Raw genomic sequence first — 16419 nt, 5'->3', positions numbered from 1 at the left:
AAAAGCCCCCGTGGCCCCAAGGTGCCTAAGCCCAAGACATGGGTCCAAGGCACGGCGGTGCATGCGCATGTTTCAACGGACAGAGTAATCAAGGCTGCCAAAACTAAAAGACCTTGAAAGGGATGGCTGTAAGAGCGAAACCGCCAGCGGCAACACCCGCAGCAACGGATATGCCCCCAAAACCCAAAACCCAAAATCAAAAGATCGCAACCTTCGCCAGCTCCTACACTGATTCCTACGGCTTGCCCTAAAAGCCTCAGACAACCACCACTGAAGGAGTCTGTCCCATGCCTGATAGAAAATGCGATTGTCCGGGATGCAAGTGCACCATCAAGGAAGGTGAACATTCCTACGCCGTGCACGGCAAACACTACTGCTGCGAAGCCTGCGCCCACCACCACAAAAGTGGCGAGGAGTGCTCAAGCAAAGGCTGTCATTGCGCGCATCCGAAGTAACGGCATGCATAAAAAAGTGGAGCCTAATCAGGCTCCACTTCCAGTTTCAGACTTTCATCTTCCAACCGCTCGGTATGCCGCACCGTGCCTTGCAATCGTCGCCCCTCAACCCTGACCACAACGGTTTTCGCTTGATCAAGATCCTCCGGTAACGGTGCAGGCACCCTCAGCGCAAAGCGATACGGGTCATCTTCGACGACTTCCAGCCCCACCTCACAATCGACACTTTTGGTGATTCGCCCGAACAATGTGTCCAGGCCGTAATCCAGATGCGCCGGACTGCTGATCTTGCTCATTGTGCATTCCCCCGAATAGTCCCCGATCGCCAGGCAAAGCCTAGCTTGCCGGTCGCCACTTGACGTTTTCCACGCCAAATTTTTCCGCCATCGGTTTACTGGTCTTCTGCACTTTTTCACGGCCGAAACGCGGGATACGACCCACACCCGCGTCGCAACTTGCCCAGTGCCACGCCTCGGCGTTGTCCATTTTGTCCGAACGGATAATGAACGACTTGGGCTTGCCGTGAAGGGTGTAATCGATGACAAACAGTTTTGCGTTGTTCATAAAGCCCGTAATCCTCCCTGTGGTAATAGAAGGATCGCGGCGCGCCGGGAAAATTCACTCGGATTGTCCGACGGTTTCTACCGTTGGCGGCGAAATGACTGACTCGCTACCATGGCGCTTCCGCCAACCCCAATGAATGCTCGCCATGGCCCTTGCCGCGCCCCCCGATCTCAGTGACACCGATGTGCCCGTGCAACCGCTGGCGCGCACCTATCCGCGTGGTTTGTATATTGAGCCGCATGAGCATGTCTGGGGCCAGTTGCTGTATGCGATGAGCGGGGTGATGTGGGTCGAGACTCCGCATGAGGCGTTGGTGGTGCCGCCGCAGCGGGCGGTGTGGTTACCTCCCGGGGTACCGCACGGGATTCGGGTGGTGTCGGTTTTGCAGATGCGCAATATCTATCTGCGCCCGGCGTTGGCGGCGACGCTGGATCCGTCGGTGCAGGTGATCGAGGTCGGCGGGTTGCTGCGTGAGTTGATCGTCGGGCTGGTGGAGCAGGGCGACAGCGGCGAGCCTGAGTATTACGAGGCGTTGGTCGGGTTGGCGTTGCTGGAGCTGAAACGCGCCAGGCGTTCGCCGTTGAAGATCCCGCTGCCGGACGATTCCGATCGGCGCTTGATGAACGTGTGTCAGGCAGTGATGGCCTCGCCGTCGCTGGAGATTCCTTTCGAGCAGCACGCGGATGACGCCGGAGCCAGCGTGCGTACGTTGGCGCGGTTGTTCAAGGACCGCCTCGGCATGGGCTTCGCCGAATGGCGGCGCCAGGTGCAACTGGCGACGGCGGTGGCGGAGTTGATTCAGGGTGTCGCGGTCAGTGTCATTGCCCGTGAGCTGGGGTATTCGCCGAGCAGTTTCAGCGACATGTTCCGCCGCGAACTGGGCGTGGCGCCCTCACAATTTGCTGTGGAACACGATTAATCAAACCAGCGCAGATCCAATGTGGGAGCGAGCCTGCTCGCGAATGCGGTGGATCAGCTGACTCATCCTTCACTGACACACCGCTTTCGCGAGCAGGCTCGCTCCCACAGGGTTCTGTGGTGTGCATCCGATACTTGTCCGAAATTCAGAAGTCCTTGGCCGATGCCATCCCCGCCGGTTCCCTAAACTTTGCCCATTCCTTTCCACGGGCGGAGTTGCTCCCCATGAATTACCTGATTTCGCTGGCCATCGGCCTCGGCGTTGGCCTGCTTTACGGCGCGCTGGATTTTCGTTCTCCAGCCCCACCGGCCATTGCGCTGGTCGGCTTGCTGGGCATGCTCGCGGGTGAACAGTTGTGGCCGATGGGCCGGCAATTGGTGGCCGGTTGGTTGTCCTGATTTCCCTCTTTCTTATTCGGTGGATGTGTCCATGAAAGCACTGCAATTCGATAAAACCGGCGACTTGTCTTCCCTGCGTTACGTCGAGGTGCCGACGCCGGTGCCGGGCGCTGATGACGTGTTGGTCGAGATCAAGGCTGCCGGCTTGAATCCCAGCGATGTGAAGAACGTACTCGGGCGTTTTCCCTACACCACGCTGCCACGGATTCCCGGGCGGGATTTTGCCGGTGTGGTGGTCGAAGGCCCGCAGGCGTTGATCGGGCAGGAAGTCTGGGGCACCGGTCGCGAGTTGGGCTTTTTCGCCGATGGCTCCCACGCGCAGTTCGTCAAACTGCCGGGCAAGGGCGTAGCGCATAAACCGTCGCACCTGAGTTTCGCCCAGGCCGCCAGCCTCGGCGTGCCGTACACCACGGCGTGGGATGCGCTGGAGCGCAGTCTGGTAACGGCCGAAACCCGTTTGCTGGTGATCGGCGGCGGCGCGGTGGCCACAGCGGCGTTGGCGTTGGCCAAGGTACGCGGCGCGCAGTTGCTGGCGGCGGCGCGGCGGCCGGAGCAGGTCAAGGAGTTACAGGCGCAGGGCTATCAGACGCTGCAACTGGATAAGCCCGAAGATCTCGGTGCGCAGGTCAACGCGGTGTATCGCGGTGGCGCCGACGTGATTTTCGACACCACCGGTTTCTGGCTGCCGGCCTCGGTTGCGGCACTGGCAGCGTTCGGCCGCATCGCGATCATCGCCGCGCCGGTCGACGGCCATGTGCAATTGCCGGCACTGGCGTTGTATCGCAAGGGCGGTTCGGTGGTCGGGATTAATTCGCTGCTGTACGGCGTTGAAGCGTGCGCGGCGATGCTGGAGCAGTTTCGCCGGTTCTTCGATGAAGACCTGCTGCCGCTGCCGCAAGGGCTTGTCGAGTCACCGCTGGCGGAAGGTTTGGCGCGGTATGTCGAGGTGAATCAGGGCAGTGGCGACAAGGTCATCCTGATCCCCGTCACACCGCATAACCTGTGGGAGCTGGCTTGCCAGCGATGGCGTTAGAGCAGCCGATGAAGATGTTGACTGCACTGATGCCATCGCTGGCAAGCCAGCTCCGACAAGGTTCTTTAGTTCATCAGGATTGAGGCACGCCGTTTTCCCAGGCTGACCAGTGCTTGAGGATGTCCTGCACCAGTGGATTACCCGCGCGGTAGAGGTTTTCCAGCGCCGGGACAAAACCGCCCTGATCGGCGTATTTGAGCAAATTATCCACTTCACTACCGCCCGGTTCAGGACGGTCGAAGTCGGAGCCGGCACGTACTACCGCCAGGCGTTGTACATCGACCAGGCCTTCACGACTGGCGCGCAGCAGGGCCTCATAGGTGGAGTTGTCTTCCTGTTGCGTCGTGCAGTATTCGCCCTTGTTGTCGGTCAGCAGTTTGGTCCAGACCTCGGCCCGTTCGCTCAGGCGTGTGCCGGAAAACCAGGTGTTGCCGGCCAGTGTGTCGCAGCGGGTGACGACTGGTGGCTGATTGGCTGGGGCCGATGGATATTTCAGCCGCCACGCCGCCGACTCCTTGCTCTCGCTCAGTTCGACCTTGTGGCTCAGGGCGAAGGCCTTGGCTTGCAAGGTCGGGTTGAGTTCGAAGACTTCGGTCTTGTAATCCAGCGGCGGTTTTTCGTTCGGGCCTTGGGTGTTGATGCCGATGTAGCCGGTCGGCCAGCTCGACGGCGCATCACGGGAATCCAGTTCCCATTGCGTGCCGAACTCGACCAGATAATGCGCCCACGCGGGGGTGCCGATGGTCCCGTGTTTGGGGCTGATCCCGGCGATGCCGGCAATCAGGAAATAGCTTTTGCGCAGGTCGAACTTCGGCGACATGGCCAGTGCCAGGGTCGAGGCCGCTGCGTTGGTCTGGCCCATGCCAGTGGTCAACAGGCACACCTGCTGCGTGTTGCAGCGGATGGTCGGGTACTCGGCGGACAGGCCCGGCACACGGATTTCCTGCTTGAGTTGCAGCCGATCGATCCAGTTTTGCGCCTCAGGGGCGAACATGGTGATCAGCACCACTTTCGGCTGGATCGGCGCTTCGCCCGCCCATGCAGTGCAAGAGAGCAGGGCGGCAGCGGCCAGTGAAACGCGCATCATTGCTTGCATAAAAATCTCCTGATTTCAGAACTGATAACCGATGCCGGCGTAGTAACCCCAGCCGTTGGAACGCGCGCGGAAATTGCCGTCGCCGAAATTCAACTCGCTGCCATCCTCCCAGTTACCGCCGTTGTGGAAATAACGCCCGACCAGGGTGAAGCGCAAATGGGTGAACGAATAGAGCAGGACGTTGGTTGCCACCGTGGCGTTGGCGGTGCGCGCCGGGTTGTCCTTGTGGATGTCCGAGCCAAAGTCGAAGTTGGTGAAGCCGATGTAGGTCAGCGAGGCGCCGTTGCTGAATTTGTCGATCGGGATGATGTATTTGAGCTGCGCGCGGTAGCCGTCCCATGAGTACTCATTGCTCGCGCCGTAGTTTTCCCACTGATAACGCCCGTACAGGTTGGCCGACAGGTTGACCCGCGAATGGGTGTCGATGTCGGTGCCGAAGCCGCTGTACAGAGTGTTGGCGCGGTTCTCCTTGCGGCTGCCGTGGTCGTAGATCCAGTCGAACGCTACGTACCATTCCTTGAACGGGCCGATGGCCAGGCTGCGGCCGGCGAGGTAGTCGATCGAGATGCGCGGCTCGTGCTCCATGAACACCGGTGAGCCGTGATCCCACACACCTTTGTCGTGGCTGTTGCCGATATTGAAAATTTTCGGCACGTCGATGTAGCCGTAGAGCTCGAATGGGCCCTTGCGCCCGAAGTACTCGTATTCCAGATAGATGTCGTCGGCCGGTTGCGGACCGAAGCTGATGTCTTTGCTGCCGATCAGCATCAGGTCCTGGTTGTACCAGTCCGACAGGTACGCGCCTTTTTTCGGTGGGCTGGCTTCGGGGCTGAGGGTTTCACCTTGGGCGGATTCTTCCGAAGGCGCGGGTTGAGCCAGAGCATCATGGCTGAGAACTCCGGTAACGCCGGTCAGTAGCAAGGAAACAGCAAACGTGCGCGCAAATGGGGCGCGAAGAGGGGATGTGGCGTGCATTCAAAGTCCTTTTTTTGCGGATCAAGCCCGAATTCTGCGGGCCAGTTGGATGTGTGGCGAAAATGCCGTGATTGACGGTTAGCAAACGTTTGCATAACACGTACCAGTTTCTTCCAGACGTTAAAAATCCCTGTGGGAGCGGGCTTGCTCACGAAGGCGTCGTGCCAGCTTGAAAACCCTTCGCAGACACAGCGCTTTCGCGAGCAGGCTCGCTCCCACGTGGGGATTGCAGTGCGTTCCAGTCCCCCGGTCTATGGATCGAAACCCTCGTCCTAGAGCGCCTAGTATTAAAGTATTAACACCATTTAATCCGTGCCCCATGTCTGGGCGTCTACTAGCTTTGTCCCCAATCAACGGTTTTGTGATGACCGTCGCAGTCTTGAGTCGCGTGTGGAATAAGTAAGGCTTTGCACGCCTTCAAGGAAGAAGTTGGCCACGACAAGGAGTAGCCCGTGGAAGCAAGGTTTGGTGTCGCCCTCGTTTCGCGTTTTTCCCCTCTTTCCCTTGCTGTGCATTTGAGCGTTGCCGGGCTGTTGTTCGGCGGCGTCAGCGCACCTGCGTTGGCCACATGCTCCACGGCCGGTTCAATCGTGACGTGTACGGGGGTGCCGCCACTGCCACTGGTTCCCAACGACTTCGCCAGTGCCACGAACAACCTGACGGTCAACGTCAACAGCGGCGCGCAGATGAACGCGACCCTTGGCGGGCATGTCATGGACCTGACGGGGGTCGACATCACCCTGAACAACTCCGGCATCATGGATCCGGCAGTCCTTGGTCTGATATCGGTGTTGAGCGGCGGTGCATTTATCGGAAACGGCGCGACCAGCACGGTCAATGTGCTCAACAATACGGGCGCGATCATGCGCGGTACCGGCATGTTGCTCGGGCTTAACCTGACCAGCATCAATGGCCTGGCCATCGCGGTGAACAACGCCGCTGCCGGCACCACCACCCTCACCAACAACGGCACCATTACCTCGACCGGACTTTCGATCGGTGGCATCACCCTGGCCGACACCCCGGTGATCGGCGTCTACGGTGGCTCGCAGGTCAACATGACCAACAGCAACACCGGTGTCATCAACGGCCGGATTGCCTTCGAAACCTCGGCGGCGGGCAATACCTTCACCAACGCCGGCGCCATCACGGGCGGTGTGTCGATGGGCGCGGCGAGCACCAACACCTTCACCGCGGTGACCGGTTCTTCGGTGCAGGTCGGTGACGGCGTGCAAGTCAGTGTCGGGCTTGGCGGCCTGATCAACATCAACCTGACGTTCGCCCCGACCGGCACGGTCGATGGTGGTTTGGGCGGCACCAACAGTCTGATCCTGCAAAACCCGGCCGGCGTCGGCGGCGGTATCACTGGGACTGGCACGGCGTCGAGCGCCACCTACGTCAACTTCAACAACCTGACCCTCAACAGTGGCACCTGGACCTTGCAGGGGCCATTGGTCAGCGGCGCGACCACGCTCAACGGCGGTATCGCGAATTTCAATAACAACGCCACCTTCGGCAGCGGCGTGCTCACGTCCAACGGCGGGATTCTGCAGGCCAGTAATGCCGGGTTGAACATCAGCAATCTGATTTCCGTCGGTGCCGGCGGCGTCACGGTACAAGGCGGCAATGCCACCACCCTGAGCGGGGTGATTTCCGGCAGCGGCGGTTTCACCAAGGCCGGCACCGGCCAGCTAAACCTCAGCGCCGCCAACACCTATCTGGGCAACACCACGCTCAATGGCGGCACGGTGCAAGTCAGCAACAATCAGGCCTTCAGCAGCGGCAGCCTCAACGTCACCGGCGCGACGACGTTGAGCGCACCGGGCACGATCAGCCTTGCCAACGCCATCAGCCTCGGCGGCACCTTGACCGCCGGCGGCACTGGCGCACTGACCCTCGGCGGTTTGATCACCGGCAGCGGCGGCCTGAGCAAAACCGGCACCGGCAGCCTGACCGTCAGCGGCGCCAACAGCGGTTTCACCGGCACCACCACCCTCAGTGCCGGCAGCCTGCTGGTGACCAACAACAACTCGCTGGGCAGCGGCGCACTGAACACTGCCGCTGGCACCAGCCTGGACAGCACCGCCAACGTGACCTTGGCCAACAACATCGCCATGACTGGCGCCCTCAACGTGCTCGGTAGCAATGCGCTGACCCTGGGCGGCGTGTTGTCCGGTACCGGCGGGATTACCAAATCCGGCACCGCCAGCCTGACCCTGACGGGGAACAACACCAATGCCGGCAACACGCTACTCAACGGCGGCAGCCTGTTCGTCGGCAGCAACACCGCACTGGGCACTGGCGCGTTGAACGCGGCGGCGGGCACCACGCTGGATGCGACGACGGCGGTGACCCTGGCCAACGCCGTCGCGCTCGCAGGGGGACTGACCGTTGGTGGCACGCAAGCATTGGGCCTGAGTGGTGTCGTCAGTGGCGTCGGCAATCTGATCAAGAACGGCACCGCGAACCTCAACCTCAGCGGCAACAACACCTTCTCCGGCGGTACTGCGCTTAATGCCGGCACGTTGATTGTCGGTTCCAATACTGCGCTGGGCACTGGCGCGCTGACCACGGCGGCGGGCACCACGCTCGACGCCAGCACCGCAGTCGCACTGACCAACGCGGTTTCGCTCGGCGGCAATCTCAACGTCGGCGGCAGCGCCAACCTGACCCTCGGCGGCATCGTCAGCGGCAGCGGCGGGCTGACCAAAAACGGCGCGGCCAACCTGATACTCAATGGCGCCAACACCTTTCTCGGTGCCATTGCGCTGAACGCCGGTACGATCACCGCAGGCGCCAACGCGGCGCTGGGTAGCGGCAACATCACCGTGGGCGGTGTAGCTACCCTCGACAGTAATGCGGCGGTGACCCTGAACAATGCCGTCATTCTCAACAACAGCCTGGGGATCGGTGGTAGTAACGCGCTGACCCTCGGCGGGGTGATCAGCGGCGCCAGCCAACTGGTGAAAAACGGCGCCGCCAATCTCACTCTTAACGGCACCAACACCTACAGCGGCGGCACCATGCTGAATGCTGGCAGCCTCACCGTCGGCAACAGCGCCGCACTGGGCACTGGCACCTTGTCGGTGGAAGGTGCGGGCACGCTCAACAGCAGTTCGGCCGTGACCCTGAACAACAACGTGATTCTCAACGCCAACCTCACCGCTGGCGGCGCCAACGCGCTGACCCTGGGCGGCGTAATCAGCGGCGCTAACGGCCTGATCAAGACCGGCGCCTCAAGCCTGACCCTCAACGGCAACAACACCTACACCGGCACCACCGCGCTGAATGCCGGCTCGCTGGTGGTCGGCTCCAGCACGGCCCTCGGCACCGGCACACTGAATGCGTCGAACGGCACCACGCTGGATGCCAACACTGCGGCAACCCTGGCCAACAACGTCAACCTCGGCGGCACCCTGACCCTTGGCGGCACCAATGCGCTGACCCTCGGTGGCGTGGTCGCCGGTATCGGCGGATTGGTCAAGAACGGCGCCGCCGACCTGACCCTCAACGGCGCCAACACCTATTTCGGCAACACCGCGCTGAACACCGGCAAACTGACGGTCGGCAGCAACACCGCATTGGGCTCCGGCACATTGAACGCGGCGGCAGGCACCACGCTGGACGCCAACACCGCCGTCAGCCTGAACAACGCGGTGGCATTGGCCGGTGCCTTGAACGTCGGCGGCACGGCGAATCTGACCCTGACCGGCCTGGTCAGCGGTGCTGGCAGTCTGGTGAAAAACGGTACGGCCAATCTGATTCTCAACGCGGCCAATAACTTCCTCGGTGGCACGACCCTGAACGCCGGCACGCTGACCGTTGGCAACAGTTCGGCATTGGGCTCCGGCGCACTGACCGTCGCTGGCGCGGCAACACTGGACAGCAACTCGCCGCTGGTCAGCCTCAACAATGGCGTCGCGCTCAACGCTGCACTGACCGTGGGGGGGACGCAAAACCTGACCCTCGGCGGCGTCACCAGCGGCACCGGGCAGTTGATCAAGAATGGCGCGGCCAACCTGACCCTCAACGGCAACAACACCTTCAGCGGCGGTACGACTCTGAACGGCGGCACCCTGACCCTGGGCAATGCCAACGGCTTGGGCACTGGCGCGTTGATTGTTGGCGGCGCGGCGACCCTGGATAACAGCGCCTCGTTCGGCATCGGCAATGCGATCACGTTGAACGCCGGTCTGACCGTCGCGGGCAACAACGACCTGAGCCTCAACGGCATCATCGATGGCGCCGGCAACCTGACCAAAAACGGTCTGTCGGACCTGACCCTGGCCGGCAACAACACCTTCACCGGCGCGCTGAACATCGTCTCTGGCAGCGTCACCACGTTGAACAGCAATGCGCTGGGCAACACCGCAGGCGTGAATATCAGCGCTGGTGCCGGCCTGAATCTGGGCAGCGACGCCAGCCTCGGCGCGCTGACCGGCAGCGGCGACGTGCAGCTCACCGGCAGCAACACGCTGACCGTCGGCAGCGGCAACGTCACCAGCACGTTCGACGGCGGCCTCAGTGGCAGCGGTGGCCTGATCAAGGTCGGCACCGGCACCCTGAGCCTCACCGGAATCAATGGCATCACCGGCAACACCGCGATCAATGGCGGCACCGTGGATCTCAGCGGTTCGCTGGCCAGCGCGCAGGTCAACGTCAACACCGGCGGTACCCTGACCGGTACCGGTTCGGCGCTAGGCACGGTGAACATCAACAATGGCGGGCATCTGGCGCTTTCGTCGGGCAATACCTTGTCGGCAAGTGCGCTGACTCTCGGTGCCGGCAGCAACGTCGATGTGGCGCTGGGCACACCCTCGACCGCCTCGCTGATGAACATCGGCGGCAACCTCACCCTCGACGGTAATCTCAACGTCACCGACGCCGGCGGTTTCGGCGTTGGCGTGTATCGCCTGTTCAACTACACCGGTGCGCTGACCAATCTGGGTCTTGATGTCGCCAGCGTGCCGGTCGGCTATGGTCTCGGCGATTTGATTGTGCAGACGGGCGTGGCCAATCAGATCAACATTCAAGTGTCGGCGCCGAACTCCAATATCCGTTACTGGGATGGCAGCCAGACGATTGCCAACGGTGTTGTCGATGGCGGCAGCGGTACCTGGAGCGCGGTCGGCACCAATTGGACCGACGCCAACGGTCTGGTCAATCAGCCATGGGCTGGCGACTTCGCGGTGTTCCAGGGCACCGCCGGCACGGTGACGGTGAACGGCACGCAGGCGTTCACCGGCATGCAGTTCCTCACTGACGGCTACAACCTGGTCAACGGTGCAGCGGGACAACTCACAGCGGTCAACGGCACCGGCGGCACCACTTCGTTGCGCGTCGATCCGGGCGTGACGGCGACCATCAATGCCAATATCGATGGCAGCGGCATCCTTAATAAACTCGACGCCGGCACGCTGGTGCTCGGTGGTGCCAACACTTATACCGGCGGCACGCAACTGGACGGCGGCAAGATCATCGTCGGCAGCAACACCGCACTCGGCACCGGAACGTTGACGGCGAATGCCGGCACGCAACTGGACAGCAACGCGGTGGTGACCCTCGGCAACGCCGCAACGCTCAACGGCAATCTCACCGTGGTCGGCAGCAATGCGCTGACCCTCAATGGCGTGATTGGCGGCACGGGTGGCCTGATCAAAACCGGCACGGCGAACCTGACCCTCGGCGGCAACAATGCCTTCCTTGGCCCGGTAGCCTTGAACGCCGGAGGACTGATTCTGGCGTCGAACTCGGCGCTGGGCTCGGGCACGCTGAACGCGGCGGGCGGCACCACGCTGGATGCCGCCACCGCCGTTTCGGTCAACAACGCGGTCAATCTGGCTGGCAATCTCGGCATCGGCGGCACGGCGGATCTGACCCTTGCCGGCACGATCAACGGGGCCGGCAGCCTGACTAAAAACGGCGCGGCCAAGCTGACCCTGAGCGGCAATAACAACTTCCTCGGCGGCACCACCCTGAACGCGGGCACCCTGACTGCTGGCAGCAACTCGGCACTGGGTCTGGGCAACCTGACCGTGGCGGGTGCCTCGGCGCTGGACAGCAACAGCGCGCTAAGCCTGGGCAACAACGTCGTGCTCAACGCCAATCTGAGCAACACCGGCAGCAACAATCTAACCCTCGCAGGTGTGGTCAGCGGCGCGGGTGGCTTGATCAAGGACGGCGCGTCGAACCTGACACTCAACGGCATCAACACCTTCACCGGCGGCACCACACTGAATGCCGGTACGTTGACCCTTGGCACTGGCGGCTCTTTGGGCAGCGGCGCGCTGACCGTGGCCGGCGCTTCGACCCTCGACAACACCGCGCCACTGGTGCTGGCCAACAACCTCAACGTCAATGCCAATCTGGCTCTGGCCGGTAGCAACAACCTGACCCTCGGTGGCGTGATTGCCGGCGCCGGCACGTTGACCAAGAACGGTCTGTCCGACGTGACGTTGAGCGGCAGCAACACTTTCAGCGGCACCTTCGATGTGGCGTCCGGCAGCCTGACCACACTGAGTAGCGCGGCGCTGGGCAACAACGCCACGGTCAATCTCGCGGGCGGCGCGGCGCTCAATCTCGGTGCATCGGCCAGCCTCGCCAGCCTCACTGGCAGCGGCACGGCGCTGATCGGCACGGGCAATACGTTGAGCCTGGGCGGCAACAACGTCAGCAGCACTTTCGCCGGCATCCTCAGCGGTGACGGCAGCCTGAGCAAACTCGGCAGCGGCACCCTGACCCTCAGCGGTATCAGCGACCTGACCGGTGACACCAACGTCAACGCCGGCACCTTGCAGGTCAACGGCTCACTGGCCAGCGGCAATGTGCTGGTCAACAGCGGCGGCACTCTCGGTGGCAACGGCACCTTGAGCGGTGCCGTGACGGTGGCCGATGGCGGGCATCTGGCGGGCGTCACCGGCAGTACGCTGAGCGTCAGTTCGCTGCTGTTCAACGGTAACTCCAACTTCGACGTCGGCCTCGGCACCCCGGTGTCCGGCGGCGGCAATGCGCTGATCAATGTTGGCGGCAACCTGACCCTCGACGGTACCCTCAACGTCAGTGATATCGGTGGTTTTGGCAGCGGCGTCTATCGCCTGATCGACTACACCGGCGGCCTGACCGACAACGGCATGCTCTTCGGCACGTTACCGGGAAGCGTCAGCCCGGGCGATCTGCAACTGCAAACTGCGCTGGCCAATCAGATCAACCTGCTGGTGACTGCACCGGGCGTCACCGTGCAGTTCTGGGACGGCAACCAACTGGTGGCCAATGGTTCCGTCGAGGGCGGCAGCGGCACTTGGGGCACCGGCACCACTAACTGGACCGACGTCAACGGCACCACCAATCAGGCCTGGACCAACAGTTTCGCAGTGTTCCAGGGCGCGGCCGGCACAGTGACCGTTAACGGTGCGCAAACCAGCACCGGCATGCAGTTCGTCACTGACGGCTACAGCCTGGTGAATGGCACGGCGGGCTCGCTGAATCTGGTCAACGGTTCGCTGGGCAATGCCACGGTGCGGGTTGACCCCAACGCCACGGCAACCATCGGTGTCGCGCTCAACGGCAGCGGCACGCTGGGCAAATACGATAGCGGTACGCTGGTGCTCAACGCCGCCAACGGCTACACCGGTGGCACCGCGCTGAACGGCGGAAAAATCGTGGTCGGCAACAACGCCGCGCTCGGCACTGGCGTGTTGACCGCTGCTGACGGCACGGCGCTGGACAGCAACGCGGCCGTCAGTCTGAGCAACGACGTGGTCGTCAACGGTGGTCTGACCGTTGCCGGTTCCAATGCCTTGACCCTCGGCGGCGTGGTCAGCGGCAGCGGCAGCCTGATCAAGGCCGGCGCTTCGAGCCTGACCCTCAACGGTAGCAACACCTACAGCGGTGGCACTCAGCTTGCGGGCGGCACGCTGATTCTCGGCAACAACAGTGCGATCAGCAGCGGGGCGCTCAACGTCACCGGCAACGGCACCCTCGACAGCACCTCGGCGCTGCAGTTGGCGAATGCCATCAACCTTGGTGCGCAACTGACCCTGGCCGGCACCCAGAACACCACGCTGCTCGGCGCCGTCACCGGCACCGGCAGTCTGGTGAAAAACGGTACGGGTGATCTGGTGCTCAGCGGCGCCAATACCTACAGCGGTGGCACCACGCTGAACGGCGGCACCACGCGCGGCGACACCAGCAGCCTGCAAGGTGCAATCGTCAACAACGCGGCGCTGACCTTCGAGCAAAACACCGACGGCAGCTACACCGGCAACCTCACCGGCGCCGGTACGCTGAACAAAACCGGCAGCGGCCAATTGCTCCTGACTGGCAACAACAGCTTCACCGGCAACACCTCGGTGCAGGCCGGCAAACTGACTGTCAACGGCGTGCTCAACAGCGCCAATGTCAACGTTGCCAGCGGCGCAGGCATAGGTGGCAGCGGTCAATTCGCTGGCGCCGTGCAACTGGCCGACGGCGCGACTCTGGCCGGCGGCGGCACCGCGACGCCGTTGTCGGTCGGTTCGCTGGCCTTGTCCTCGGGCACCAATCTGGACTTCAGCCTCGGCTCGGCCACCAGCTCTACAACAGTGGTCAACGTCGCCGGCAACCTGACCCTCGACGGTACGCTGAACGTCAGCAACGCCGGCGGTTTCGGTACCGGGGTGTATCAACTGTTCAGTTACGGCGGCAGCCTGACCGACAACGGTCTGGTCTACGGCAGCTTGCCGGTCTCGGCGGCCAACCTGACCCTGCAAACCGCCATCGCCAACCAGATCAACCTGCTGGTGCAAGGCTCGCCGGGTGAGGTGCAGTTCTGGAATGGCGGCACCACCAATCCCGATGGCAGCATCGGCGGCGGTAGCGGTGTGTGGGGGCCGGGCACCAACTGGACCGATCCGAGCGGCACGCAGGCCCTGGCATCAAATGGTCAGTTCGCCGTGTTCGGTGGTCAGGCGGGTACGGTTACCGTGCAGGGCAATCAGAACTTCACCGGCCTGCAATTCCTCTCCGGCGGCTACAGCCTGGTCCCGGGCGCTGGCAGTACGCTGACGCCGGTCAACGGTGCAGACGGCAGCCTCGCACCGGTGCGGGTGAATGCTGGTGGCAGCGCGGAAATTTCCACACCGCTGGTGGGCACGGGCGGCATCGAGAAGCTCGACTCCGGGACTCTGGTGTTGAGCGGCGCCAACACTTACAGCGGTGGCACGACTGTCAGCGGCGGTACGCTGGTCGGTAATACCACCAGCTTGCAAGGCAACATCCTCAACAACGCTTCGCTGTTGTTCGTGCAGAACTTCAACGGGCAATTTAACGGGTCGTTGCGCGGGCTCGGCGCCATGCTCAAACGCGGCACGGGCACCTTGTTGTTGACCGGTGACAATCCGTTCAGCGGCACCGTGGCGGTCGATCAAGGCGTGCTGCAAGTCGGCAGCCGCTCGGCGCGTGCCTCGTTGGGTGGGCAAGTCACCGTGGCCAACGGCGCTGCGCTGAGCGGTAACGGCAGCGTCGGGTCGGTGGTCAACAATGGTCTGGTGGTTTCAGGTGGCGAGGCTGGCACCCTGAGCGTTGCCGGCAATCTGAGCAATGCGCCAACCGGTGTGTTGGCGCTGACCATCAGTTCACCCACCGCTACACCGCTGGCAGTCGGTGGCACAGCGGCCCTTGGCGGTGGTTTGCAGGTCAATTCGCTCGCGCCGTTCACGGGTAACACCGTGTACTCGCTGATCACCGCCGGCGGAGGTGTGACAGGCACCTTCACCAGCACGGATCTGCCGCAATACGCCTTCCTCGACAGCTCGCTGGTTTACGGCGACAAGTCGGTCAGTCTGGCGGTGAGCCGCAACGGCAACTCGTTCGCTGATGTCGCGGCCACAGGGAATCAACGCAGTACCGCTTTGGCGTTGTCGCGTAACGGTGCGGCGGGCGCTGCGTTGCAAAACCAGATCGTCAACCTCAGCGTGGCTGGCGCGCGTAACGCCTTCGACAGCCTGTCTGGCGAAATCCACGCGAGTACCGCCAGTGCGATCCTTGAGGATTCGCGTTATGTACGCGACGCCGTTAACGATCGCATGCGTCAGCCTTCGTGCAGCGCCGCAGATGATCCACGTCGTGCCCTGGCGCCTGGCGATAACCAACTGAGCAGTAACGGTTGCCACGGTGAAATGGTCGGCTGGGCTCGCGCACTCGGTGCCTGGGGTGAATCGGATGGCGACAGCAACAGCGCCAAGCTCGACCGTAACCTCAGCGGCTTCATGCTCGGCACCGACAAGCAGCTCGATGACCAGTGGCGCGTGGGCATGGCTGCCGGTTACACCCGCAGCGATCTGGACGCGCATGATCGTCGCTCGGATGCCACGGTCGAGAGCTATCACCTGGCGGCGTACCTTAACTCGCAGTTCGATGCGCTGGCCGTGCGCCTCGGCGCGGCTTACAGCTGGCACGACATCGAGACCAAACGCGACGTCAGCGTCGGCACCTACAACGACCGTTTGAAGGCCAACTACGATGCACGCAGCGCTCAGGTGTTTGGCGAAGTCGGTTACACCATCGACGCCGCCGGCATTGCCCTGGAACCGTTCGCCGGTCTCGCTTACGTCAACTACGACACCGACAAGGCCAAGGAAAAAGGCGGAGTAGGGCGCCTGAAGGCCGATGCCGATCAAGACATCACCTTCTCGACCCTCGGCCTGCGCGCCGGCAAAGTCATCACCCTGGCCAACGGCGGGCAATTCACCCCGCGTGCGGCTGTCGGCTGGCGGCATGCCTTCGGCGATACCAAACCCGACGCCGACCTGACCTTCATCGACGGCGGCGCCTCGTTCAGCACTCAGGGCGTACCGATTGCCAAGGACAGCGCGATTGTCGAAGCGGGTGTCGACTTCCAGATCAGCCCGACCGGCAAACTCGGGGTCGGCTACTCGGGCCAATTGTCGAACGACAGCAATGACCACGCGATGACCATCAGCTTCAGCCTTGGCTTCTGAATT

9 protein-coding genes are annotated in these 16419 nt (G+C 62.6%); 5 read left to right on the top strand and 4 right to left on the bottom strand.

The window, feature by feature from the left end:
* The first annotated feature begins 287 nt into the window (after positions 1-287).
* The gene (locus CKW18_RS22250; RefSeq protein WP_080750761.1) at positions 288-455 is read left to right on the top strand and encodes a metallothionein; all 168 of its coding nucleotides are present in this window, start codon (positions 288-290) and stop codon (positions 453-455) included.
* A gap of 23 nt (positions 456-478) precedes the next feature.
* Here CKW18_RS22250 and CKW18_RS22245 read toward each other — a convergent pair whose 3' ends face one another.
* Positions 479-751 (bottom strand): hypothetical protein, encoded by a 273-nt coding sequence (locus CKW18_RS22245; RefSeq protein ID WP_095190777.1) that lies wholly within the window; start codon positions 749-751, stop codon positions 479-481.
* A gap of 40 nt (positions 752-791) precedes the next feature.
* Entirely contained in the window at positions 792-1019 is a 228-nt protein-coding gene (locus CKW18_RS22240; protein WP_095190776.1) for a DUF6555 family protein, read from the bottom strand.
* Positions 1020-1155: 136 nt separating this feature from the next.
* Between CKW18_RS22240 and CKW18_RS22235 the strand changes: the two genes are divergently transcribed.
* From CKW18_RS22235 to CKW18_RS22225, 3 genes are all read left to right on the top strand, one after another.
* Positions 1156-1938, top strand: a complete 783-nt coding sequence (locus CKW18_RS22235) for a helix-turn-helix domain-containing protein (protein ID WP_095190775.1) — start codon at positions 1156-1158, stop codon at positions 1936-1938.
* A gap of 224 nt (positions 1939-2162) precedes the next feature.
* Positions 2163-2336 (top strand): DUF1427 family protein, encoded by a 174-nt coding sequence (locus tag CKW18_RS22230; RefSeq protein WP_007969534.1) that lies wholly within the window; start codon positions 2163-2165, stop codon positions 2334-2336.
* Between the two features lie 31 nt (positions 2337-2367).
* A complete protein-coding gene (locus CKW18_RS22225) occupies positions 2368-3369 on the top strand; it encodes a zinc-binding alcohol dehydrogenase family protein (RefSeq protein ID WP_095190774.1) in 1002 nt (333 codons plus the stop codon).
* A gap of 73 nt (positions 3370-3442) precedes the next feature.
* Here CKW18_RS22225 and CKW18_RS22220 read toward each other — a convergent pair whose 3' ends face one another.
* Both CKW18_RS22220 and CKW18_RS22215 read right to left on the bottom strand, forming a co-directional pair.
* Positions 3443-4465 (bottom strand): purine nucleoside permease, encoded by a 1023-nt coding sequence (locus tag CKW18_RS22220; RefSeq protein WP_095190773.1) that lies wholly within the window; start codon positions 4463-4465, stop codon positions 3443-3445.
* A gap of 15 nt (positions 4466-4480) precedes the next feature.
* A complete protein-coding gene (locus CKW18_RS22215) occupies positions 4481-5440 on the bottom strand; it encodes a nucleoside-specific channel-forming protein Tsx (protein ID WP_095190772.1) in 960 nt (319 codons plus the stop codon).
* Positions 5441-5892: 452 nt separating this feature from the next.
* Here CKW18_RS22215 and CKW18_RS22210 point away from each other — a divergent pair, with 452 nt between their 5' ends.
* Positions 5893-16416: an autotransporter-associated beta strand repeat-containing protein gene (locus CKW18_RS22210; protein WP_095190771.1), complete on the top strand. Its 10524-nt coding sequence runs from the start codon at positions 5893-5895 to the stop codon at positions 16414-16416.
* The last annotated feature ends 3 nt before the right edge of the window (positions 16417-16419 follow it).

This window comes from Pseudomonas sp. Irchel 3E19 (assembly GCF_900187585.1).
GTDB classification, from domain to species: Bacteria; Pseudomonadota; Gammaproteobacteria; order Pseudomonadales; family Pseudomonadaceae; genus Aquipseudomonas; species Aquipseudomonas baetica.
The sequence above is the reverse complement of the archived record's forward strand: the minus strand, read 5'-3'. Positions and strand labels throughout refer to the sequence as shown.

Coding starts and splice junctions, on each gene's coding strand:
- CKW18_RS22250 (WP_080750761.1), top strand. CDS start 288: ATGCCTGATAGAAAATGCGATTGTCCGGGATGCAAGTGCACCATCAAG.
- CKW18_RS22245 (WP_095190777.1), bottom strand. CDS start 751: ATGAGCAAGATCAGCAGTCCGGCGCATCTGGATTACGGCCTGGACACA.
- CKW18_RS22240 (WP_095190776.1), bottom strand. CDS start 1,019: ATGAACAACGCAAAACTGTTTGTCATCGATTACACCCTTCACGGCAAG.
- CKW18_RS22235 (WP_095190775.1), top strand. CDS start 1,156: ATGCTCGCCATGGCCCTTGCCGCGCCCCCCGATCTCAGTGACACCGAT.
- CKW18_RS22230 (WP_007969534.1), top strand. CDS start 2,163: ATGAATTACCTGATTTCGCTGGCCATCGGCCTCGGCGTTGGCCTGCTT.
- CKW18_RS22225 (WP_095190774.1), top strand. CDS start 2,368: ATGAAAGCACTGCAATTCGATAAAACCGGCGACTTGTCTTCCCTGCGT.
- CKW18_RS22220 (WP_095190773.1), bottom strand. CDS start 4,465: ATGCAAGCAATGATGCGCGTTTCACTGGCCGCTGCCGCCCTGCTCTCT.
- CKW18_RS22215 (WP_095190772.1), bottom strand. CDS start 5,440: ATGCACGCCACATCCCCTCTTCGCGCCCCATTTGCGCGCACGTTTGCT.